Origin of the sequence: Chryseobacterium sp. CCNWLW53, from assembly GCF_037083525.1 — a bacterium.
GTDB lineage: Bacteria > Bacteroidota > Bacteroidia > Flavobacteriales > Weeksellaceae > Chryseobacterium > Chryseobacterium lathyri.
Window position 1 is genome coordinate 527377 of sequence record NZ_JBAOJR010000002.1, and the last position, 23605, is coordinate 550981.

The 23605-nt window shown below is 37.5% G+C and carries 28 protein-coding genes; 26 read left to right on the forward strand and 2 right to left on the reverse strand.

The genetic code is table 11. From position 1 onward, the window contains the following. Positions 1-18 precede the first annotated feature (18 nt). Positions 19-765 (reverse strand): SDR family oxidoreductase, encoded by a 747-nt coding sequence (locus V6R96_RS07345; protein ID WP_336378525.1) that lies wholly within the window; start codon positions 763-765, stop codon positions 19-21. A 101-nt stretch (positions 766-866) separates the two neighbouring features. Here V6R96_RS07345 and V6R96_RS07350 point away from each other — a divergent pair, with 101 nt between their 5' ends. Beyond that, the gene (locus V6R96_RS07350; protein WP_040994435.1) at positions 867-1205 is read left to right on the forward strand and encodes a helix-turn-helix domain-containing protein; all 339 of its coding nucleotides are present in this window, start codon (positions 867-869) and stop codon (positions 1203-1205) included. A 107-nt stretch (positions 1206-1312) separates the two neighbouring features. Here V6R96_RS07350 and V6R96_RS07355 read toward each other — a convergent pair whose 3' ends face one another. After that, positions 1313-3532: an NADP-dependent isocitrate dehydrogenase gene (locus V6R96_RS07355; RefSeq protein ID WP_336378526.1), complete on the reverse strand. Its 2220-nt coding sequence runs from the start codon at positions 3530-3532 to the stop codon at positions 1313-1315. A gap of 332 nt (positions 3533-3864) precedes the next feature. Between V6R96_RS07355 and tpx the strand changes: the two genes are divergently transcribed. The 25 genes from tpx (at position 3865) to gcvP (ending at position 23581) form a co-directional block, all read left to right on the forward strand. After that, positions 3865-4362 carry a thiol peroxidase gene (gene tpx, locus V6R96_RS07360; RefSeq protein WP_111954959.1) on the forward strand — a complete coding sequence of 166 codons (498 nt, stop codon included), beginning with the start codon at positions 3865-3867 and terminating at the stop codon, positions 4360-4362. Positions 4363-4515: 153 nt separating this feature from the next. Beyond that, a complete protein-coding gene (locus V6R96_RS07365) occupies positions 4516-5223 on the forward strand; it encodes a hypothetical protein (RefSeq protein ID WP_223559210.1) in 708 nt (235 codons plus the stop codon). 36 nt (positions 5224-5259) lie between these two features. Next, positions 5260-5607, forward strand: coding sequence for a VOC family protein (locus tag V6R96_RS07370; RefSeq protein ID WP_336378527.1), 348 nt, complete (start codon positions 5260-5262; stop codon positions 5605-5607). A 46-nt stretch (positions 5608-5653) separates the two neighbouring features. Further along, positions 5654-5743 (forward strand): glyoxalase superfamily protein, encoded by a 90-nt coding sequence (locus tag V6R96_RS07375; protein WP_336378528.1) that lies wholly within the window; start codon positions 5654-5656, stop codon positions 5741-5743. 38 nt (positions 5744-5781) lie between these two features. Next, on the forward strand, positions 5782-6057 hold the full coding sequence (locus V6R96_RS07380; RefSeq protein ID WP_336378529.1) for a glyoxalase superfamily protein: 276 nt from the start codon (positions 5782-5784) through the stop codon (positions 6055-6057). 141 nt (positions 6058-6198) lie between these two features. Then, entirely contained in the window at positions 6199-7410 is a 1212-nt protein-coding gene (locus V6R96_RS07385) for a DUF763 domain-containing protein (RefSeq protein ID WP_336378530.1), read from the forward strand. Positions 7411-7590: 180 nt separating this feature from the next. After that, complete coding sequence (locus tag V6R96_RS07390; RefSeq protein ID WP_111954969.1) at positions 7591-8181, forward strand: Crp/Fnr family transcriptional regulator; 591 nt, start codon at positions 7591-7593, stop codon at positions 8179-8181. Positions 8182-8257: 76 nt separating this feature from the next. Next, on the forward strand, positions 8258-8668 hold the full coding sequence (locus V6R96_RS07395) for a VOC family protein (protein WP_336378531.1): 411 nt from the start codon (positions 8258-8260) through the stop codon (positions 8666-8668). A 35-nt stretch (positions 8669-8703) separates the two neighbouring features. Continuing rightward, positions 8704-9165 carry a DinB family protein gene (locus V6R96_RS07400; RefSeq protein ID WP_111954973.1) on the forward strand — a complete coding sequence of 154 codons (462 nt, stop codon included), beginning with the start codon at positions 8704-8706 and terminating at the stop codon, positions 9163-9165. A 77-nt stretch (positions 9166-9242) separates the two neighbouring features. After that, complete coding sequence (locus V6R96_RS07405; protein ID WP_336378532.1) at positions 9243-9767, forward strand: DinB family protein; 525 nt, start codon at positions 9243-9245, stop codon at positions 9765-9767. 4 nt (positions 9768-9771) lie between these two features. Then, positions 9772-10548 (forward strand): alpha/beta hydrolase, encoded by a 777-nt coding sequence (locus V6R96_RS07410; RefSeq protein WP_336378533.1) that lies wholly within the window; start codon positions 9772-9774, stop codon positions 10546-10548. A gap of 103 nt (positions 10549-10651) precedes the next feature. Beyond that, positions 10652-11083: a VOC family protein gene (locus V6R96_RS07415; RefSeq protein WP_111954979.1), complete on the forward strand. Its 432-nt coding sequence runs from the start codon at positions 10652-10654 to the stop codon at positions 11081-11083. 76 nt (positions 11084-11159) lie between these two features. Continuing rightward, positions 11160-11573, forward strand: coding sequence for an SRPBCC family protein (locus tag V6R96_RS07420; protein ID WP_111954981.1), 414 nt, complete (start codon positions 11160-11162; stop codon positions 11571-11573). A gap of 35 nt (positions 11574-11608) precedes the next feature. Continuing rightward, on the forward strand, positions 11609-11848 hold the full coding sequence (locus tag V6R96_RS07425) for a hypothetical protein (RefSeq protein WP_223559217.1): 240 nt from the start codon (positions 11609-11611) through the stop codon (positions 11846-11848). Between the two features lie 85 nt (positions 11849-11933). Beyond that, positions 11934-12800: a VOC family protein gene (locus tag V6R96_RS07430; protein WP_336378534.1), complete on the forward strand. Its 867-nt coding sequence runs from the start codon at positions 11934-11936 to the stop codon at positions 12798-12800. Positions 12801-12885: 85 nt separating this feature from the next. Further along, the gene (locus V6R96_RS07435; protein WP_336378535.1) at positions 12886-13719 is read left to right on the forward strand and encodes an SDR family oxidoreductase; all 834 of its coding nucleotides are present in this window, start codon (positions 12886-12888) and stop codon (positions 13717-13719) included. Positions 13720-13849: 130 nt separating this feature from the next. Further along, entirely contained in the window at positions 13850-14278 is a 429-nt protein-coding gene (locus tag V6R96_RS07440) for an SRPBCC domain-containing protein (protein WP_336378536.1), read from the forward strand. Between the two features lie 23 nt (positions 14279-14301). Then, on the forward strand, positions 14302-14745 hold the full coding sequence (locus V6R96_RS07445; protein WP_223559221.1) for an SRPBCC domain-containing protein: 444 nt from the start codon (positions 14302-14304) through the stop codon (positions 14743-14745). Between the two features lie 122 nt (positions 14746-14867). Next, positions 14868-15326 carry a DoxX family protein gene (locus V6R96_RS07450; RefSeq protein ID WP_336378537.1) on the forward strand — a complete coding sequence of 153 codons (459 nt, stop codon included), beginning with the start codon at positions 14868-14870 and terminating at the stop codon, positions 15324-15326. Positions 15327-15470: 144 nt separating this feature from the next. Next, positions 15471-17477 carry a S9 family peptidase gene (locus tag V6R96_RS07455; RefSeq protein WP_336378538.1) on the forward strand — a complete coding sequence of 669 codons (2007 nt, stop codon included), beginning with the start codon at positions 15471-15473 and terminating at the stop codon, positions 17475-17477. 356 nt (positions 17478-17833) lie between these two features. Beyond that, positions 17834-18412, forward strand: a complete 579-nt coding sequence (locus V6R96_RS07460) for an RNA polymerase sigma factor (RefSeq protein ID WP_040994467.1) — start codon at positions 17834-17836, stop codon at positions 18410-18412. Positions 18413-18426: 14 nt separating this feature from the next. Next, complete coding sequence (locus V6R96_RS07465; RefSeq protein WP_111954995.1) at positions 18427-18759, forward strand: hypothetical protein; 333 nt, start codon at positions 18427-18429, stop codon at positions 18757-18759. A gap of 88 nt (positions 18760-18847) precedes the next feature. Then, positions 18848-19114, forward strand: a complete 267-nt coding sequence (locus V6R96_RS07470) for a hypothetical protein (RefSeq protein WP_223559223.1) — start codon at positions 18848-18850, stop codon at positions 19112-19114. A gap of 377 nt (positions 19115-19491) precedes the next feature. Beyond that, the gene (locus tag V6R96_RS07475) at positions 19492-20139 is read left to right on the forward strand and encodes a J domain-containing protein (RefSeq protein WP_111954999.1); all 648 of its coding nucleotides are present in this window, start codon (positions 19492-19494) and stop codon (positions 20137-20139) included. 583 nt (positions 20140-20722) lie between these two features. Next, positions 20723-23581: an aminomethyl-transferring glycine dehydrogenase gene (gcvP, locus tag V6R96_RS07480; protein WP_336378539.1), complete on the forward strand. Its 2859-nt coding sequence runs from the start codon at positions 20723-20725 to the stop codon at positions 23579-23581. The last annotated feature ends 24 nt before the right edge of the window (positions 23582-23605 follow it).

The window sequence follows — 23605 nt, forward strand, 5'->3', positions numbered from 1 at the left end:
CAGCCTCCTTACTTCCAACTACAGCGCCATTCCTCCGTCAATGATAATTTCCGTACCTGTTATAAAGCTTGCCAAATTATTGTCTGATAAATACAGTACGGCTTTTGCAATATCTTCCACAGTTCCCATTTTTTTCAAAGGAATTTGATCAATCAGCCATTCATCAAGTCCTTCCAATGTCTTTTTATCCAGACCTGCTTTGGTCATGATGTTTGTTTTCGTAGGTCCCGGGCTTACCATATTGACACGAATCTTTCTTGGTGCTAGTTCTGCAGCAGCTGTTTTTGCAATTGAATTTAAAGCTGCTTTACTTGCCTGGTAAACCGAACTGTTGGGTTTGTAAGTGGATGCGACAACCGATGATAAAAAAACAACCGAAGCACCGGTATTTAATAAAGGAATGAATTTGCTTAATGTGAAATAAGCTCCCCGAAAATTGATATCCATTACCTGGTCGAAATTCTCTGAGCTCATATTTTCAATTGAGCCTAATGTTCCTGTGATTCCTGCATTAATAAACAAGATATCAACTTTTTCAAACTGACTTTCGATTTTTGATTTTAAAGATTCAATATCTTCTAATTTTCCCTGATCTGCTACAAACGGGATGGCTCCCAATTCTTCAGCTGCTTTTTCAATAGCTTCTTTTCTTCTTCCGGTAATAATCACTGTTGCACCTTCTGCTATTAATTCCTTTGCAGTTGCATAGCCAATTCCACTGTTTCCTCCGGTCACAATAGCTAGCTTGTTATTAAATGTATTCATTTCTAAAATTTTTGACAAAGTTATTTCAAATTGATATACTTTTGTAATCAGTATCACAGAGTATATCAGTATCATTAATGATATCATTTAACTTTGCATTTATGGAAAGAGACCAAACCGAAGAACTAAGAGCCCTGCAGGATACCCTCTATTTTATTGGAGGAAAATGGAGAATTCCTGTGATCAACTCAATCTGTAACGGACACAGACGTTTTCGCGAGATCGAACGTAGTATACCGGGAATTACCACAAGAATGCTTTCAAAAGAGTTAAAAGACATGGAGCTGAATAAATTGGTCAAACGAAATGTTTACCCCGATACTCCGGTTTTAATAGAATATGAACCTACAGAATACTGCAGAACATTTGGAAAAATCATTGCAGAAATGATCAATTGGGGAAGAGAGCACAGGAGGGTGATTGTGGAGGATAAAATTTAAAAAATAGATATTCAACCTTAAAAAATTCATGCTACTTGTATTGAAAAGTGTTTAAAATAAAAAAAGCTCCTTATAGAAAGGAGCTTTTATTTATATCAATTCAGAAATTAAATTCCGTCAATAATTTCATTTAAAACAGTGCTTGGTCTCATGGCTGCATACGTTTTGTAGGTATCCGTTTTGTAGTAACCGTCAATATTCTGAGGTTTACCCTGAGCGCTGATTAATTCTTCGTTAATAACAGCTTCACTTTCCTGTAATGCTGCTGCAACCGGAGCAAAATGAGCTGCCAATTCAGCGTCTGTTGTCTGGTTAGCTAAAGCTTCTGCCCAGTACATTGCTAAATAGAAGTGAGAGCCTCTGTTGTCGATCTGGCCTACTTTTCTTGCAGGAGATTTATCGGTAGCTAAGAATTTAGCATTAGCTTCATCCAGTGCATCAGCTAAAACCTGAGATTTTGTATTTCCCTGTGTCTGAGCCAAATGTTCTAAAGAAGCCTGAAGTGCAAGGAATTCCCCTAGAGAATCCCATCTCAGATAACCTTCTTCCAGGAACTGCTCAATGTGTTTTGGAGCAGAACCCCCTGCACCTGTTTCAAATAAACCTCCTCCGTTCATCAATGGAACGATAGAAAGCATTTTAGCAGAAGTTCCTAATTCAAGGATAGGGAAAAGATCCGTTAAATAATCTCTCAATACATTTCCTGAAACAGAAATGGTGTCTTTTCCTTCTCTTGCTCTTTTCAGCGTTTCAGTCATGGCATCTTTTACATCAAGAATTCTGATGTCAAGACCTGCCGTATCGTGATCCTTAAGGTATTTTTCTACTTTTTTGATAATCTCTCTGTCATGTGCTCTTCCTTTGTCTAACCAGAAAATAGCAGGTGTATCGGATAATCTTGATCTGTTTACTGCCAGTTTTACCCAGTCCTGGATGGGAGCATCTTTAGTCTGACACATTCTGAAGATATCTCCCTTTTCTACTTTTTGAGAAAGAAGAACGTTTCCGGCTTCATCCTGAACCTCGATAGTTCCGTCTGCTGTTGCCTGGAAAGTTTTGTCGTGAGAACCATATTCTTCAGCTTTTTGAGCCATTAAACCTACGTTTGGAACAGAACCCATAGTCGTAGGATCCAGTTTTCCGTGAGCTTTCATATCATCAATAACAGACTGATAGAAACCTGCGTAAGAACGGTCCGGAATAATACAAACTGTATCTTCTTCGTTTCCGTCTTTGTTCCACATTTTACCGCCTCCTCTTACCAAAGCAGCCATAGATGCGTCAACAATGATGTCAGAAGGAACATGGAAGTTGGTAATACCTTTATCGGAATTTACCATAGCGACTCTTGGTCCGTTAGCTAAAGCCGCTTCAATATCAGCTTTGATTTCAGCTTCCTGAGCATTGCCTTTAATTTTTTCGAAAAGATCGGCAAGACCGTTATTTGGGTTAACATCTAATGACTTGAACGTTTCAGCGTATTTAGTGAAAACATCTTTGAAATAAGTTTCTACGATAGCCCCGAAAATAATAGGATCAGAGATCTTCATCATCGTCGCTTTCAGGTGAGCAGAAAGAAGTACGTTTTTGTTTTTAGCCTCATCAATCGCTTTTTGAACAAATGCTTTCAAAGAGTTTAAATTCATTACAGAAGAATCAATTACTTCTCCGGCCTGAAGACCTGCGAAATCTTTTAATAAAGTTTCAGCACCATCATTACCTTTGAACGTAATTTTGAATTTTGTAGCGTTTTCTACAGTGGTTGAAGTTTCAGTTCCGTAGAAATCTCCTCCCTCCATGTGAGCAACATCAGTTTTGCTGTCAGAAGCCCAGTCACCCATTCTGTGAGGGTTGGCTTTTGCATAGTTTTTAACAGCTTTTGGAGCACGTCTGTCAGAATTTCCTTCTCTTAGCACAGGGTTTACGGCACTTCCTAAAACTTTGGCATATTTGGCTTTAATGGCTTTTTCTTCGTCATTTTTAGGCTCTGCAGGATAGTTTGGAACTGCGAAACCTTTAGACTGTAATTCAGCAATAGCCTCATCAAGCTGAGGAGCTGAAGCTGAAATATTGGGTAATTTGATAATGTTTGCATCGGGTTGAGTTGCCAATTGACCTAATTCAGCCAATGCATCACCGATTTTCTGGTCATCTTTCAAAAACTCAGGGAAGTTGGCCAAAATTCTTCCTGCCAAAGAAATATCCGGGACAGCAATTTCAATGTTTGCCGATTTTGTAAAAGCTTTTACAATAGGTAAAAACGAGTGGGTTGCCAACATTGGAGCCTCATCCGTAAGAGTGTAATAGATTTTTGATTTGTCTGACATTATACTTGTGTATTTATTATTTGATTTTTAAGAATCACAAATTTACTAAATATGATTGTTTTATGAAGGTATTTTAAATAAAAAAAGAGGCCAGCATCTCTTTTTAAACAATTGTTTATCTCTAATTTTACTTTGTAATCGAAATACTACCTTTAAACAGAGAATAAAAATGTAATAGTGTTTCCAATCAGCTTCATAATTCCGGAATAGGAACTTAAATAATGCTTCTAAGTCTAGGATGTTTATTTTTCACTTTAAGAATTATTTAACCTTTATTTGACTCAGAAGACTTTCTATTTTAAGTAAATTTGAAAAACTAAAAAAATAAAATTATGTCAACGATTACCCTTAAAGGAAACGAAGTAAATACAATAGGAACCCTTCCATCAGTAGGAACCACCGTAAGAGATTTTGCGTTGGTGGATTCCGGTCTGAACGTGAAACTTCTTTCAGATTTTGATGGAAAAAAGAAAGTATTCAATATCTTCCCGAGTATTGATACAGGGATTTGTGCCGCATCTGCAAGAAAATTCAATGAAGAAGCTTCAAAACTTGATAATACGGTAGTGATTAATGTTTCCAAAGATCTTCCTTTTGCATTGGGAAGATTCTGTGCAGCTGAAGGCTTAAACAATGTAGAAACACTTTCAGATTTCAGAAGCAGTTTTGGAGATGATTATGAAGTAACTATTACAGATTCACCTATGAAAGGACTGCTGAGCCGCGCCGTAATTGTTACAGACGAAAACAACAAGGTTGTCTATACAGAGCAGGTTCCGGAAATTACGACCGAACCTAATTACAGCGCAGCAATTGATGCATTGAAGTAATTATAATAGTAAGATTGTATAAAGCCTTGTGGAAAACCCGTTCACAAGGCTTTTTTTGACTCTGGAGAATAATAAACGAGTTACAACAACTCAACCCATGGTTAAATAATTGAGCTTCGAGTTATCTTATTAACCACAATAAAAATTAATACCATGAAAATAATTAAATTTAACAGGAGAGTTTACTACTTACGCTTTTCAACGCTTCTGCTTTTACTTTTCTTTATTGCCTGCAGCGGGCAGGAGAAAAAGAAGACAGAATTCCGTTCAGAAACCAGTACACCCAAAAAATTTCAAAACAAGAAATATGAAAATTATGATCTGATTGGTAATGTTAAAACGACCCAATGGGAAATTTTCAACTATGATACTTCAGGAAATACGAATACATATTATTATAAGGGATATACTGACCAGATTGATTTAAATTTCAATAAAGAAGGAGAACCCTTTTTGGTGAAACTTGTAAGTAAATCTATAAAAGCCTATCAGCAGCCCCGTGATAATAAAATAGAAAATATAGTATATGAGAAAGAACCTGTAATCCTTTTAACATCTTCATCTATTGAGGACATAAGTATTGACTATCTGGCTTATTCATCAAAGGTAGATCCCGGGACCAATAAGCTTATTGCTGAAAATAAATATATTAAATATTACTATAATAAATATGGTGACTTGCAGGACTATATCATTACTGCCGGAAAAGATGAAGCCCCGAGATATTTTAAATTTGCATATAAATATGATGAAAAAGGCAACTGGGTAGAGCGTATTTTATCTGAAGAGTTTTATGATTCAGAAACTCCGGATGATAAAGAAATTATACAGAAAATTGTAAGAACAATCACTTATTATTAACAGTAATCTATATTGTAAGCTCTTAATTTGTATAAAATGGTAAAGAGAATTGTAGCCAATATAAAAACAGATCATTTAGCTGACGCAGATCGCTTTTATAAAGATATTTTGGGTCTCGAAATCCTGATGGATCATGGCTGGATCAAGACTTTCGGAAACCATGAAGAAGCGCAGGTTCAGGTAAGTTTTGCCACCCAGGGCGGAAATGATACGGAGGTTCCGCTACTTTCGATGGAAGTTGATCATGTAGATGAACTCTACGAAAAAATGCAGCAGGCCGGTTTTGAAATCACTTACGGGATCACCAATGAAGATTGGGGAGTACGAAGGTTTTTTGTAAAAGATCCGTTTGGAAATTTAATCAATATACTCTCGCATCAATAGTTTGTTTGTCAGCAGAAATTATCATTTTCACTATAGAATTTTTATTATGAAAGCAACACGGATTATTCCTATTCTCAGAATCTTTGACTATCAAAAAGCCGTAGAGTTTTATGTGGACTGGTTAGGATTTAAATAGTATGGGAACATTATTTTGAAGAAAATACCCCTGTTTACATGGAAGTGGAAAAAGGAGATATAGTTTTTCACTTAAGTGAACATCACGGAGACGGAACACCCGGAACCAGAGTGATGATTTGGGGCGAGGGAATTTCTGAATACCGCAGTGAATTAATAGAGAAGAAGTATAAATACAACCGTCCGGGGCTTGAGAAAACATTTTATGGTGCCGTATCCTTCACGGTAAATGATCCATTCGGAAACACTATTATCTTCAATGAGGAATATGTTGAAGAAAAACATAAAGATCTTGAATTTTCTTCTATCCATTAATTCATTTAATAGGAACAAACTTTCATCTGTTAATGAAAGGCAACAATAAAAGGGTTCTGGTTCAGACCTATTATCTAAGAACTGATGATTCAAATCATCAAAAATAAACCGTACAATAGCTATCTTTACATTTTAAATACAATGAAACGTTCAGGAACTGCAGATCTGCCATTACATTACGGAAAAGTCCCGCCGTGGCTTTACGAACGTATGTCTGTGCTCGGGCTTTCCATGATTGAAGTGATCCTGATGGATTACGGAAAAGATGAGGTTCTCCGTAGGCTTGCAGATCCGTTCTGGTTCCAGAGTTTTGGAGCTGTGATGGGCATGGACTGGCATTCCTCAGGGATTACAACTTCTGTCATGGGCGCTTTGAAACGGTCCATTAATCCCAATTCAAAATCACTGGGACTTTATATCTGTGGTGGAAAGGGTAAATTCTCACGAGAAACTCCGTCAGAGCTCCTTCAGATTGCTGATAAAACAGGCCTGAATGGGCATGAACTTGTAAGAGCCAGTAAACTTTCTGCAAAAGTAGACAATACGGCCATTCAGGATGGTTACCAGCTTTATCTCCATAATTTTATTTTGGCAGACAACGGAAGCTGGAGTGTAGTGCAGCAGGGAATGCATGAAACTGATGGTACTGCAAGGCGGTATCACTGGCATTCAGGGAATATCAAATCATTTATAGAAGAGCCGCACACAGGAATCAATGGTATCTCACGAGGAAGAATCCTCAATCTTACGGATGCCCATGCCTCAGAAAATCGCCAGGGAATTCTGGATATTTCCCAGACTGATTCTATTGATGTAATGAAAGATTTTTCAGGGTTAATTCTTCCGGCTCATCATGATGTGCAGGCTTCAGATGTTGATTTAAAACGCCTTGGAGCACTCTTATATGTGACCCGTGAGCAGCAGCCTCAGAATTTTGAAGACCTTTTAATGCTGGAAGGAGTAGGACCCAGAACTATGCAGTCTTTAGCATTAGTGAGTGAAGTTATTCACGGTGCACCTTCAAGATTTGCCGATCCGGCGAGGTTTTCTTTTGCTCATGGCGGAAAAGACGGACATCCTTTCCCGGTTCCTACCAAAACTTATGACGAAAGCATCAGTATTCTCAGAAAAGGAATTGAAAAATCAAAACTTGGAAATTCCGACAAGCTGAATACTTTAAACAAACTGCATCAGATTGTTGCAGCCACTGAAAAAGATTTTACTCCCGATTTTGATATCCAGCAGGTGATAGAAGAAGAAAGACAGAATTCATGGCGCTTTGGAGGGAAAACAGTATTCGGGGACGCACAACCACCTAAAAACCCAAAACCGATCCAGCTTTCTTTGTTCTGATATTATAGGTTAGCAGAGGTAATTAAAAAACTGTTTAATTATTTAGAAAGAATAAAAACAATTGATAACAATACAGTAAAATGGGGTTCTTTTTATGCATTCCATCAATTTGTTTAATTTTTTATATTCAGGATTCAATTAAAAATTATATTTTTAAAGCTTTAAAAAAGCAATAACTCTATGATCAGCAAAGCCTTAGAGATCTGTTACGATTTCCCGTTTTTTCTTCAGGAAGAGCTTGACGAAATATTCCAGGCTCATGAAAAAGTTTCGTTCCAGAAAGGAGATAGTATTCTTGAAGAAGGAAAGACGGCTAATGAATATTATATCCTGGAAAAAGGCTTAGCTCGTTCCTACGTGAACGACTTTAGCGGGAATGAAGTAACCACACATTTTTTTGCTGATAACGAGATCATTATTGAGGTATTGTCGATTTTTCAGAGAATTCCAACCCAGGAAAATATCATTTGTATTACAGACTGTGAATGCTGGAAATTTGATTATGAGACATTTCAAGAGCTTTTCCATAAAATACCCAATCTCAGAGAATGGGGAAGAGCATGGATGTCAAAAGAGCTTTTTGTCTATAAACAGCGCTCTGTAGAAATGTTTACTCTTTCCGCTACCAGGCGTTATCTTAATCTTTTGGAGCAGAAACCCCAGGTGGTACAGTTTGCTCCTCTCAAACAAATTGCATCCTATCTGGGCGTAACAGACACTTCCTTAAGCCGTATCCGCAAAGAAATTGTATCCCATTCGAAGAAAAATTAAATCTTGTCTTATGGCAAGTTGATTTTCATCAAGGCTTGGTAATTTTGGTTAAAAGATTAACACAAAAATTACTATTATGAAAGCCAATCAAATTTATGTCAACCTTCCGGTAAAAGATGTACAGAAAACAAAAGAATTCTGGACCAGGCTCGGATTTTCAATTAATGAACAGTTTTCAGATGACAAAGCAGTCTGCGTAGTGATGAAGGAAGATAACATTTACGTCATGTTCCTGACAGAGGAATACTTCCAGACTTTTTCCGAAAGACCGGTTCCGAAAGGCGATACAACACAGGTTCTTGTTGCCATTGCTCTGGACAGCCGTGAAGAAGTTGATCAGGTAGTGAATACAGCCCTGGAAAATGGAGCTTCGCAGCACGAAGAACCCCAGGATTACGGATGGATGTATCAAAACTCCTTTTGGGACTTAAATGGTCATGGCTGGAATATAACGTTTGCCGATGTTTCCCAGATGCCAACTGAATAAAGATCAAAGATTATTCACAGTAAAATCTTGCCGCTATGGAAACAAAATCAAACGACATTGAAATAGTGAAAGTCCAGGTATTCAGCAATTACAAAGTCATTTCAATGAATACCGAAGGCATTACCCATGAAGAAGCTATGATCTTCCCAAATGGTGAAGCCAACTGCCTGAACTGGGTTCTGGGGCATTTAATTTACATAAGGAATGCATTTCTGAATACCCTTGGAGAAGAATCTGTCTGGGACAACAATAAATTTTCCTGCTACAACAGGGGAGAGATACCGCTCGAAAGAAAAGATGAGCTAGTAGGTTTTGAAGAATTAAAATCCTATCTGCAAAAATCCCAGGACAAGCTTGAAGCAAAACTCATCAGTATTGAAAAGTTTAATCCTGAAACAATTAATGATATTGCTATCTTTTGTCTTCACGAAATTTATCATAGCGGACAGTTGGGGTATCTCAGAAGAATCTTAGGAAAACCCGGTGCTGTAAAATAGCCACGCTTAGAATTTTAAAAAAACTGTAGAAGAACTCTATATTCCTACAAAAGACACCAATCACTAAAAATTAAAAAATGGACACACCAAAATCAAAAAAAATGGAGCTCGTTATTCCGGCTTACAGAATGCACTCTCAAAACTTTCTCAATGTTTTGGACGGCATTTCGGAAGAAGATGCTTTGAAAAGAATTGAAGGAAAAACCAACCATATCGTCTGGATGGCAGGAAACTTTGTCAATATGCGCTATGGCCTGGGTTGGGTTTTAGGACTCAGGGACGAAGATCCTCACAGTGATCTTTTCTTTCAGGGAAAGGCTCTGGATGAACATTACAACTATCCGAGCTTGGATGAACTGGAGAAAAATTTTCACGATATTTCACCAAAAGTATACCAGAAGCTTTGGGAAGTTACGGATGAAGAGCTGGATGAAATCTTTGAGATCGGGATGAATATTCCTTTTATCCGTGAAACCAAACTCAATTTCGTAGGAATGTGTATCGGCCGTGAAGACTATTTATGTGGGCAGATAGGTCTTATGAGAAAAATTCTGGATTATCCGGGCATGAAATACGAGGTAGATGAAAATCTAAAGTATTAATCAAATGGAACCTAATGAAAAAGGCTATAAACAGGTCAACGGAATCCGTATGTACTACGAGGTTTATGGTTCCGGAAAACCTTTGGTACTCATTCATGGCGGAGGATCTTCCATTCTGTTTGATTTTAAAGAAATAATTTTCAGGCTTGAAACCCAGTTTCAGCTCATAGGTATTGATCTGCAGAATCACGGAATGACCGATCATCGTGACATTCCCGAAACCTTTGAACAGGATGCCCATGATGTAGCAGCTCTTTTAAAGGAACTTCATATCGGAAAAGCTTCATTCTGGGGGTTCAGCAACGGTGGAAGCACGGTGATGCAGATTGCGCATCTTTATCCTGAAATAACCGAAAAGATCATTATTGCATCTGCATTCTACAAAAGAGGCGGTATGATGGACGGTTTTTTCGAAAGCATGGCAGAAGCTACTCTCGAATCTATGCCGGAACCTCTTAAGATCAATTTCCTTAACCTGAATCCTGATTTTTCAAAACTTGAAAACCTGTTTGAGAAAGACAGCAAAAGGATGCAGACTTTTGAGGATTGGGATGAGAAAGTCCTGACATCTATAAAAGTTCCTGCCTTATTCATAAGTGGAGACAAAGATGTGATGAAACCTGAACATGTAGTGGAAATGTGGCGTCTGGTCCCCGAATCCCAACTGATGATCCTTCCGGCAGGCCACGGATCCTACATGATGGCAGACTTCGAAGGAAACACAGATTCCAATCTTATAAACTTTATAGTAAGTGAGGTAACAAAATTTTTAAACCATTAAGGCATATGAATATAGTTCTTAATATTCTTAAAAGCTTAATCAAACTTAATGGTTTAACTTAAAACTTAATTTAATTAACAATAACATTTAAAAATCAGAAATCATGGCTAAATTAAATCCGTACTTAAATTTTGACGGGAAAGCAGAAGAAGCTTTCAACTTTTACAAATCTGTTTTCGGAGGAGAATTCCGTGGAGAGGTTTTCAAAATGGGCAATGCCCCGGGAACCGAAAACTTATCAGACGAAGAAAAAAACAGGGTGATGCATATTGCGTTGCCTATCGGAGATGACCTTCTTATGGCTTCGGATATTGTTCCAAGCTTCGGGCAGAGCCTTAACGTAGGAAATAATAATTATGTATCCATTTTCCCGGAATCCAAAGAAGAAGCTGACAGACTGTTCAAAGGTCTTTCTGAAGGTGGAAATATAGAAATGCCGATTGAAGACCAGTTTTGGGGAGACTATTTCGGTAGTTTTCAGGACAAATATGGAGTTCATTGGATGGTGAACTATAATGAAGAATCTGCAAAATAGTCTTATATTTAACTAAATTTATTGAGGGCAGTTCAAACCCGGACTGCCTTTTTATTTAATTTAAAAAAATAAAACAATGGATCCTATTAAGATAGATATCACAATTTTAGCCCCGGTAGAAAAAGTCTGGAATTATTTTAATGAGCCACAACATATTACGAAATGGAATTTTGCCGATGAATCCTGGCAGTGTCCCAGTTCCGAAAATGACTTAAGAGTAGGAGGGAAATTTAAAACCAGAATGGAAGCAAAAGACAAAAGTTTCGGTTTTGAGTTTGAAGGAATCTATGATGAAGTGGTTACGAATTCCACGATTAAATATCATTTGGAAGACGGCCGGAAAGTTGAGGTTATTTTTGATAAGATAGACGAAAATACTACAAAAGTTACCGAAATTTTTGACCCCGAAAAACAGAATTCTGTGGAAATGCAGCGGAATGGCTGGTATGCTATTCTCAATAATTTTCACAAGTATGTTGAAAATCACTAAAACACTTAATTTCAGTCATGATAAATCTGGTCATAATGGCAAAATGTTTAAGCTCCATTTGTGCTGTTAATCATGTTGTTAAAAATAATAATTTCCTGTCTGGCATTATTGCAGTACCGGCAAGAAGAGCTTTGGAAAGAGAAAAAATCGATTCTCTCGAAAAACTTTCGGGCTATTCTGAAGAAGAGATCATGAATCTTCATGGTTTCGGAAGAAATGCTATGGAAAGACTGAAAAACCATATGGAAGAACATCAGATTTCTTTCAGGAACTGATTATTAAAAAAAATACCGGATCTTTCATTGCAGCCTTTGCCAGCGATGATCAATAAACTATATTTTCACTCCTAAATTTAATAGTATGAATAACGATATTTTTCCATGTCTCTGGTTCGACGCAGAATCAAAGGAAGCAGCAGAATTTTATTGTGAAGTATTTGACGGAAAAATCACCGCTGATACTCCCGTAGTCATGAATATCGATCTCTTCGGGCAGAAATTGATGCTGCTGAACGGTGGGCCTCATTTTAAAAAGAATCCTTCAGTTTCCTTCATGGTAATTTGTAAAACAGAAAACGAAGTACAGCAATATTGGGACAAACTTGTAGAAGAGGGAATTGCTCTCATGGCACTCGATTCCTATTCCTGGAGTAAGAAATACGGCTGGGTGCAGGACAAATACGGCGTTACCTGGCAGCTGTTTTTAGGAGATAAGCCGGAAGATCAGAAAATTATCCCTACGCTGATGTTTATCCATCAAAATAACGGAAAGGCAAAAGAAGCAATGGAGTTTTACACCAAAACATTCCCTAATTCGAGCATTGGAAATATCCTGAAATATGGTGATGGTGGAGAAGGACATCCTATATCCGAACCGGCAGAAAATGTACAGCATGCCCATTTTATTATTGACGGTTACAGCTTCTTCTGTATGGATAATTCTTATGATCATCAGTTTGATTTTAATGAAGGAATTTCTATTGTAATCATGACGGATGACCAGGAACAGACAGACCATCTGTGGAATACCCTTATTTCAGACGGCGGAAGAGAAAGCATGTGTGGGTGGCTGAAAGACAGATATGGCCTCAGCTGGCAGATTGTTCCGAAAAAGCTCATTCAGCTGATGAACGACTCCGATCAGTCAAAATCACAAAAAGTAGTACAGGCCATGATGAAGATGCAGAAGATTGTTATAAAAGACCTGGAAGAGGCTTATAATTCGTAAAAGAAACGACGGATTTCTCTGTTTCTCCATTTGAATTTCAGCTTTCGGCTTGCCGTTTGATGTGGTTTTACAAAAAGATTTGCTTATGAAAACACAGAACAGATCACAATCTAAATCAAAAGTTCCCAAAGAAGGAATCTTTCCGGAGATCATCCGGAATGATTACCAGGGAAGCCGTAAACTTCAAGGAAAAAAAGCTGTTATTTCAGGCGGAGATAGTGGGATAGGACAGGCTGTAGCCGTTCATTTTGCGAGAGAAGGTGCAGACGTCGCAATTATTTATAAAGAAAGCGATGACGATGCCAAAGAAACAAGAAAGCTTGTTGAAAAAGAAGGACAGCAATGCATCCTTATCAAGGGAGATCTTACCAAAAAAGCTTTCAGAACAAAATGCGTGGAAAAGATAAAAAAGGACTGGAAAGATCTGGATATCCTCGTTAATAATGCAGGAATTCATACCTCAAAAAACAGTCTTGAAAAAATCTCCGATGAGCAGATCCAGGAAACTTTTAATACCAATATCATCTCCATGATTTCTTTTACAAGAGATTTTCTACCGTTAATTGGTGAAGGAGGTCGTATTATTTGTACTACGTCGGTTACAGCATACAGGGGTAGTGATCATCTGATTGATTATGCGGCTACAAAAGGAGCTATTTTATCCTTTATACGCTCCCTTTCAACCAATCTTGCTGAAAAAAAAATCTTAGTAAACGGAATTGCTCCCGGGCCAATATGGACACCTCTTGTAAAAGAAACCTTTGATGATCTGTCAACATTTGGAAAAGACACACCTCTGAAACGGGCAGGACAGCCATCAGAAGTAGCTCCGGCTTACGTTTTTCTTGCCTCCAAAGATGCAGATTATATTACAGGAGAAGTTATCCATATCAATGGCGGTGATTTTGTGGGAGGCTGATTGAAAATAGAAACAAGAAGTTAGAAGTTAGAAGTTAGAAGTTAGAAAAATGCGACATCTACGATCTAAAATCTAATGTTTAAAAAACTAACTTCTAATTTCTAACCATCTAACATCTAATAAAAAAACAATGCAGAAATTATTTTTTGAGATTCAAATCGATGCGCCCCCTGAAAAAGTTTGGGACGTGCTTTGGAGTGATATGACATACAGGCAATGGACAACAGCATTTACAGAAGGTTCTTTCTATATGGGAACCTTTGAAGAAGGAAGTATTATTAAATTTTTTGATCCGGATAATAACGGAATGTTCAGCCGGGTTGAAAAAAATATACCCAATAAAGAAATGAAATTTCTGCACCTTGGAGAAATTTATGGCGGTGTGGAAACTGAACAGGATTGGGGTGAAGCCACAGAAGGCTATATTTTAGAAGAAACCCCAACAGGGACAATACTGAAAATTGAAATTCAGACACCCGAGGAATTTAAAAGCTTTTTTGAAGAAAAATTTCCAAATGCTTTGGGAATTGTGAAAAATCTTTCAGAAAATCAATTGTAATATCAACCACAAAAATATAAAATATGGAAACCTTATCCTACGAAATTATAATCGACGCTCCATCACAGAAAGTCTGGGACGTTCTTTGGAATCCGGATACTTATACCGAATGGACAAAATTTTTCGGTTCCGGATCCAAAATGAAATCTGACTGGAAAGTAGGCGGAAAAACCTACTTCGTGAATGCAGAAGGTGCAGGAATGGTATCAACCATTGATAGCCTGGATGAGCCTAACCAGATTGTTTTTAAACATCTGGGAATGGTAGATAAAGAAGGAAATGAAGACACCCAAAGCAAAGAAGTAATGGAGTGGAGCGGCTGTTTTGAAAAATACATTCTTATTGATCTGGAAGGGAAAACGAAGCTTCATGTTGAAGTACAGGTTGAAAAAGAATGGAAAGATGATATGGACAAAGGATTCACGCAGGGGCTGGAAGTTGTAAAAAATCTTGCTGAAAACAAATAATTTGTTCCTGGTATAAAAAGAAAAACCACATAGTTTTCATCTATGTGGTTTTATTCATGCATGACGGTACAGTATTGTAAAATTTCTTCTATCTTTTAGTACAGTAAATAAAATAAAAAAACATGAAATTATTAACGATCCTTTTCGCAACATTTATTCTTGCTTTGGTAGGAACTTATATATTTCAGGGAAAGCCGGATTTTTTATTCTCCGGGAATCTGGGTATGGCTGTATTTATTCTCTTCACAGGATTTTCGCATTTTAAATTCCAGAAAGGAATGGCTATGATGATTCCCGATTTTGTTTCCGGTAAAATGTTTTGGGTGTATTTTACAGGAGTCCTTGAAATTGCTGCGGGAATTGGTCTGATGATTCCTTCAATAAGAGAAATAACGGCTATACTGCTGATTATCTTTTATATTTTGGTTTTTATCGCTAATATCAATTCTTCAAGAAAAAAAATCAATATTTTCAAAGCGGACTATACCGGGCCGGGCATGAAATACCTTTACACCCAAAGAATCCCAATGCAGCTTATCCTGATTGCTTGGACCTGGTATTTTGGAATTTACCTACATTAGAAGCGAACTATTATTGTTTTTAAATCTTTTTTCATAAAATTTCGTAATGTATGTAACATTTTGCGGGTAATACTGTCATATTATATATAAGATTTTTATTAATTTAAGATCTGGCTAGGCAATTTAACATCCAAAATATGAATTATGAATATTAATACTAAAATTTTTGGTGCGGCTCAAGTCGTACTGTCAGCAATTATGATTAATGCACAGACCTCAACGGCAAAACTGCCGGGCGATCCTACGCTTCCATCTACTAAAGCAAATCTTGAGAAACTGATTTCTTATGATAAGGGAAACTTCAAATATAAAGTAGAAGATTACTTTGCAAGACCCAGTGCTTCACAGTTTAAAATATCTCCGGATGGACAGTATCTCTCTTATAAAGAAAAAGATAAGGACAAGAAGAACCATGTCTATGTAAAAGAATTGAAAACAGGCAAAATCACTAAAGCGATTGTTGAAAAAGATGACCTTATCAAGAGCTATGGCTGGCTGGATAAAAAACGCCTTTTCTTTACCCAGGATAAAGGAGGGAATGAAAATATCCATCTTTACGCAGCAGATATTGACGGAAAAAACCTTAAAGACCTGACTCCTTTCGAGGGGATTACGCTGGGAACTGTTAAGCTGATAAAGGATACGGAATTTGTTGTGGTGACTATGAATAAAAACAACAAACAGATCTTTGAACCCTATAAGATCAATTTCAACACGGGAGAAATGACCCAGCTGTATGAAAATAAAGATGTCAACAGTCCTATTGATGATTATATTTTTGATAAAGACGGTAACCTCAGAGGATATACTGTCCTTGAAAATGGGCTAACGACCAAGACTTACTATAAAGATTTGCAGACTGGGAAATTTAACCTGCTTAAATCCACAGACTGGAAGGATACTTTCAGCATCATAGGACTTAATGATAATTCCAAAAATAAGGATGAAGCTTATGTTGTGACTAATCTGGACAGTGATAAGTCCAGGATTGTACTGTATGACCTTAAGAAGAATGCAGTGATCAGAGAAGTATATTCCAATCCTGTCTTTGATGTAAGCTCCATAAGCGTTGCCGGCAAAAACAGGAATTATGAACTCGATTACGTAAGCTATGACGGGATCAAAAGTGAAACCGTTCCGGTAAGCCAGTTTTATAAAGAAATTGATGCTAAGCTGAAATCTGAATTTAAAGACAAACAGTTTTCTATCGTTTCTTCAGATGATAATAATGATAAACTTTTGGTATATGTAGGAAGCGACAAATTCTATGGAGCCTATTACGAATACGATACAAAAAGTAAAAAGATAAATCTTCTTTATAACCTGATGCCCCAGCTGAAAGAAGAAGATATGGCAGAAATGAGGCCTATCGAATTCAAAAGCAGGGACGGATTAACGATTCGTGGATATATAACCCTTCCAAAAGCTGCTCTTGAAGGTAAAAAAGTGCCTCTAATTGTCAATCCTCACGGCGGTCCGCAGGGAATCCGTGATGAATGGGGATTCAACCCCGAAACACAGCTTTTTGCCAGCAGAGGATATGCAACGCTCCAGGTGAACTTTAGAATTTCCGGAGGCTACGGAAAAGAATTTCAGAAAGCAGGATACAAGCAGATCGGAAGAAAGGCAATGGATGATGTGGAGGATGGAGTGAATTATGTCATTGAGCAGGGTTGGGTAGATAAAGATAAGATTGCGATCTACGGAGGAAGTCATGGTGGTTACGCTACGCTGATGGGGCTTATCAAAACTCCGGACCTGTATGCCTGTGGTGTGGATTACGTAGGAGTATCCAATATTTTTACCTTCTTCGACTCCTTCCCGGAATACTGGAAACCTTACAAAGAAATGGTAAAACAGATCTGGTATGATCTTGATAACCCTGAAGAAGCAAAAATTGCCAAAGAAGTTTCTCCGGTTTTCCAGATCGATAAAATTAAAAAACCTTTATTTGTGGTACAGGGAGCCAATGACCCAAGAGTCAACATCAATGAATCTGACCAAATTGTAAAAGCAATGCGTGCAAAAGGCTTTGAAGTTCCATACCTGGTAAAATATGATGAAGGGCACGGATTTGGAAAAGAACCAAACAGACTCGAGCTGTATAAATATATGCTGGGTTTCTTTGCAGAGAATTTCAACAAGAAATAAAATTTCATTTTTATAATGATAGAGACGGAGAGTATAATACTTTCCGTTTTTTTTTAGATAGACTCAAGAAGAGCCAAGAGCCAAGAGCCAAGAGCCAAGAGTCAAGAGTCAAGATGCTAGATGTCAGATATGAGATTGAGGTTAAGATTAAAGAGTGATTATTTACAATTCAAATACTCAAAAGTCTTAATCCATCAACTCGCAACTGAAATCGCGGATCATATTCCTTTCATCTTCTACTCTAAAACTCTCTTACCCCAAACTCACAAACCCGCATCCAGAAACAAAATCCCAACAGTCAATAATTTTTTTTAAATTTATTAAAGTAAAATCAAAAGGCAGATCGTCATAGCAATATGGAGGTTGTCGAAGAAATAACAATGCCACAAGAGGAGAAAGCAAGCATCATCTCACAAACCGTTTCAAAGTACGGAGGAAAACTGATGTCTTATATTCGTCCGAAAGTGAAAAACACAGAAGATGCAGAAGATATTCTGCAGGAAGTGTGGTTTCAGTTCAGCAGTCTGACCAATCTTTCCGAGATTGTGAATGTAGGCGGCTGGCTGTATAGGGTGACTGCTAATAAAATCACCGACCGTTACCGCAAAAAGAAAACTGAAAATCTTGAAGATTTTGTCTATGAAGATGAAGACGGAAGTTTTTCTATCAAAGATATCTTATTGCTGGACGAGAGTGCAGGCCCCGAAGTTAAAATGTTCCAGGACGAAATCTGGAAAAAGCTTTTCGAAGCATTGGACGAGCTTCCCGAGAAACAACGGTTGGTTTACGTAGAAAACGAACTGAACGACAAAACCCTCCAGCAGATAGCCGATGAACAGGGCGAAAATATTAAAACCATTATCAGTAGGAAAAACTATGCTGTGAAGCATTTAAGAAACAGACTGAGAAAATTATACGAAGATTTAAATAGTTAGTAAAGAAGAAAATTATGAATCATAAACACAAAAAAGGCTGGATTTTTTTACTCTTATGTCCGCCATTGATCTTAATTACCGTTACATTTATTGTGATGTGGCTTTGGAACTGTCTGCTTCCTGAGATCCTGGGGGTAAAATCCATTACGTTCTGGCAGGCAATGGGGATTCTTATCTTAAGTAAGATTCTTTTTGGAGGATTTCATTTCGGAAAAGGAGTGAGAGATTTTAAAGAAAGGAAAATGAGAGAGAAAATGGCTGGACTATCTCCTGAAGAACGGGAAAAATTTAAAGAAGTATGGAAAAACAGATGTTCAGGAGGATTCTTCAACAGAAATAACGGATAATTTAAAATTTAAGAAGTAGTAAAGTAAAATTGAAATTCATCCGTCTCTATAAAAAACAAGAAGTAGTAAAATTTAAAATTTTGAAAAAATGAAAAATTCAGCATTAAAAGGAGCTCTGGGAGCATTAGCCGTTGTAGGAGTGGCATTAGTTGCCAAAAAAGCAATACAAAGAAAAAGATTTATAAAAGGTATTTTCAGCGAATACGGAATCAAAGAAAAATCGCCTTTCGGCTTGGCTGATAAGATCAGAGAAATGAACGAAGAGCAGTATCAGGAACTGAAAGGGAAATTCAAAAAAGAATTCGCTTCAAGATGCTGCAAAACAGGACATAAGGACAATACTGCAGAAGCTTAAGCAGTACATAACTAAATTGAAATTGTTAATTCCGGCGCGGGAAGCTTTGCTTCCCGCGCCGGAATTTTTTATTGTCATTGCGAGCGAAGCGAAGCAATCTCAAAATACAGATGACTTCAAGGGCTTCAGCCACCAGAAAAGCACAGCATATTTAGAATCTTTTGCTAATTGAGACGCCTTTGCGAGCTTAAAAACATCAAATGTTCAAAAAATCTTTGTGGTCTTTGCATTAAAAGAGATTGCTTCGCTTCGCTCGCAATGACACTGCGAAATTTTATTATGGAAACAAAACGAGACCTTACATCATTATTTTTCATCAAATAGCCCTCTGTATTTTCAATAAGGAAAAAAATAAATTCTTATTTTTGTGTAGCTCAATGAAAGACTACTACTATTTTCTCGGAATTTCTCCGGATGCTTCAGAAGAAGACATCAAAAAGGCTTATAGAAAATTATCTTTGAAATATCATCCGGACAAGAATGATAATGATGATTTCTTTGCCGGGCGTTTCCGTGAAATTCAGGAAGCGTATGAAATATTGAGTGATTCAGGAAAGAGACGTACCTATGATCAGAATTTAGAGAGTCATCAGAAGAGTTTCAGATACAATACTCCGCCTTCTATCAAAACTTTTACGTCCAATAAAATTCATGCAAAAAAAGGGGAGGAGATTATCATTAACTGGCAGACGAATAATGCCGATGTGGTAAAAATACTGCCTTTCGGCCTGGAAAAACCTTTTGGAGAACGGATTTTTAAGATTACGGAATTTAAAGACGGAAAATTCCAGCTTTTGCTTCATGCGACAAATTCTTTGCTTCACAAAACTGCGGTACAGGGAATTACGATTACTGAAGTCTTTGAGAATGATGCTGCTCAGTTTAAAAACAGTGTTGAAGAAATGTTTAAGCCTCAGCCAAGAACACCAATCAACAGAACAGGCCAGCCAAAGATCATGATGCTGATCTGGGGAATTCTTATTTTGGCGGCAGCAATATATTTCCTGTTCAGAAATTTTGGCTAGTTTAAGCCATCTTTTTCCTTCCCGGGCACTTTTTACATCTTTTTCCCTTTTTAAATTTCTTACAACATGATTTCTTTTCACAGAACATGTCTTCATTATTGAATGAGTATACTGGCGATAAAGGCGGTACTTTAAATGGGATAATCATATTCATACTGCAAATATATTAATTTAGAATAAATATAATTAATAAAATTTTATAAATCTTATCATCCCTGTTTATCAGTGTGTTTATGAGGTATCCAATACCGGATTTTAGAATGAAAGCATAGTTTTTAGGCCCAAAAAATTACCTGAGAATAATAATCAGTCTAAACAAAAAACTAAAATTTAGACTGAATAAAATTTAAATACAAGTTTTAAACTGATCTATTTTTTGCACGGTCAGTTTAACAAAACCTTATATTGAAACTTAAAAAGTTGAGCTTTTAAATTTTATGTAATAAATAGTTTTTATATCGTTTCTTTTTTTAACTGATCCGGAATTTTCCCTATTGTTTCGGCAATTTCAGACTCTTGTACAATCGTTTAAAAAATTGTAATTTTACGAATCTTTTTTACGAACAAAATCTAATAAATAAAAATGAATACAGAACAGTTTGTGAGCCGTCACATTTCCCTTAATGAAGCCGATAAACAGGCGATGTTGGAAAAATTGGGCGTTTCAAGTATTGAAGAACTAATTTCTCAGACCATTCCTTCTTCTATCCGTTTAGAGAAAGATCTTGAGATCTCGGCACCGCTTTCAGAATACGAAATGCTGAACCATTCGAAAGATTTGGCATCGAAGAATACTGATTATACGAGCTACATTGGTTTTGGATATCACAATACCCTTTTACCATCAGCTATTCAGAGAAATATCTTTGAAAACCCAAGCTGGTACACGGCGTATACTCCTTATCAGGCGGAAATCGCCCAGGGAAGACTGGAAGCGCTTCTGAATTTCCAGACCGTAGTGTGCGATCTTACAGGCTTTGAACTGGCTAATGCCTCTCTTTTAGATGAGTCTACAGCAGCTGCAGAGGCGATGCACATGTTCTTTAACAACAGAACGAAGGACCAGAAAAAAGCGAATGCCAACAAATTCTTCGTTTCCGATCTTGTTTTACCTCAAACCGTTTCTGTTTTAAAAACCAAAGCAGAAGGTTTAGCCATCGAAATCGTGGAAGGTGATCATAAAACTCACCAGTTTGATGAAACTTATTATGGTGTTTTATTACAGTATCCTGGTAAAAACGGAATCGTTCTGGATTACACAGAAGATATCGTAGACTATAAAAAATTAGATCTGCAGGTAGTGGTAGCTTGTGATCCGATGGCTTTGGTTAAATTAAAGTCACCGGCTTCTATGGGAGCTGACTGTGCGGTTGGAACTTCACAGAGATTTGGTATTCCATTAGGGTACGGAGGTCCTCACGCAGCATTTTTCTCTTGCAGAGAAGATTATAAAAGAGATATTCCGGGAAGAATCATCGGGGTTTCTCAGGATATGTATGGAAAACGTGCACTGAGAATGGCGCTTCAGACCAGAGAGCAGCACATCAAAAGAGAAAGAGCCACTTCCAATATCTGTACAGCACAGGTACTTCTTGCAGTAATGGCAGGAATGTATGCAGTTTATCACGGTCCGAAAGGATTAAACTACATTGCTGATCAGATCCACTTTAAAGCCAATGCTTTGAAGAACGGTCTTAAAGCGTTAGGATACCAAACCGTTGAAGAGCCAATCTTCGATACTGTGAAAATCACAATGAGCGAAGATGAAAAAGGAAGGTTAATGAGAATGATGCTTGATCACAGACTTAATCTGAACTATTTCACAGAAGGAGTGGTAAGTATTGCGATCAATGAAAGTACAACATTGGAGAAATTAAATTATCTGATGGCTTCTTTCGCTCAGTTTAAAGACAAGCAGACTTTCAAATTAGAAATTAAAGAAGGATACAGCATTCCTGAAGAAATTTTGAGAAAAGATGAAATTCTTACAGAACAGGTATTCAATAAATATCATACGGAAACAGAACTAATGCGTTACATCAAACGTCTTGAAAGAAAAGACCTGTCATTAACGCATTCAATGATCTCTCTTGGATCTTGTACCATGAAACTGAACGCAGCAACTCAGATGCTTCCGCTTTCCTGGGCAGATTGGGGAAGTGTTCACCCGTTTGTACCGGTAGATCAGGCCGGAGGTTACCAGGAAATGATCAAAGAACTTGAAAAAGATCTTGCTGAAATTACTGGTTTCGCAGGAACTTCATTACAGCCGAACTCCGGAGCTCAGGGAGAGTATGCGGGATTAATGGTGATCAGAGAATATCACATTTCAAGAGGTGAAGGCCACAGAAATGTAGTACTGATCCCTCAGTCTGCACACGGAACAAACCCGGCTTCTGCAGCAATGGCGGGAATGAAAATTGTTGTCGTTAAAAATCTTGAAAGCGGACAAATTGATTTTGAAGATTTAAAAGCTAAAACAGAACAGCATTCTGAGAACTTATCTTGTGTAATGATCACTTATCCGTCAACATACGGATTCTTTGATGACAATATTAAAGAAATTACAAGCCTGATCCACGAACATGGCGGACAGGTATATATGGATGGTGCCAATATGAACGCTCAGGTAGGATTCACAAGTCCTGGAAACATTGGAGCAGATGTTTGTCACCTGAACTTACACAAAACTTTCGCAATTCCTCACGGTGGCGGAGGTCCTGGAGTAGGTCCGATCTGTGTGGCCAAGCACCTGGTTCCTTTCCTTCCTTCCAATGCCAATATCAAAATCGGTTCTAAAGATGCGATCGACGGTATTTCTGCAGCACCTTACGGTTCAGGTCTTATTCTTAACATTTCTTATTCTTACATTAAGATGTTAGGGACGGATGGACTGAAAAAAGCAACAGGCCATGCCATCATGAATGCGAATTATCTGAAAGAGATATTAGCAGAGCATTTCCCAATCTTATATTCAAACGAGAATGGAAGAGTGGCTCACGAATGTATCGTAGATTTTCGTCAGTTCAAATCTTTAGGAATTGAAGTAGCTGATGTGGCGAAGAGACTGATGGATTATGGATTCCATGCACCTACCGTTTCTTTCCCTGTAGCAGGAACATTAATGATAGAGCCTACAGAATCTGAAAGCAAATCTGAAATCGACCGTTTTGCAGAGGCATTAATCTCAATCAAAAAAGAGATTGATGAGATTGCCAACGGAGAAGCAGATCAGGCAAATAACGTGCTTAAAAATGCTCCTCATACAGAACAATTGGTTATCTCAGATTCTTGGGATAAACCATACAGCAGAGAAAAGGCAGCTTATCCGCTGGAATGGGTAAGAGACCACAAATTCTTTGCTTCCGTATCCAGAGTGGATGAAGCTTATGGAGACAGAAACTTAGTATGTACTTGTGAGCCGATTGAAGCTTATATGTAATTAATTATTATAATAAAGATAAAA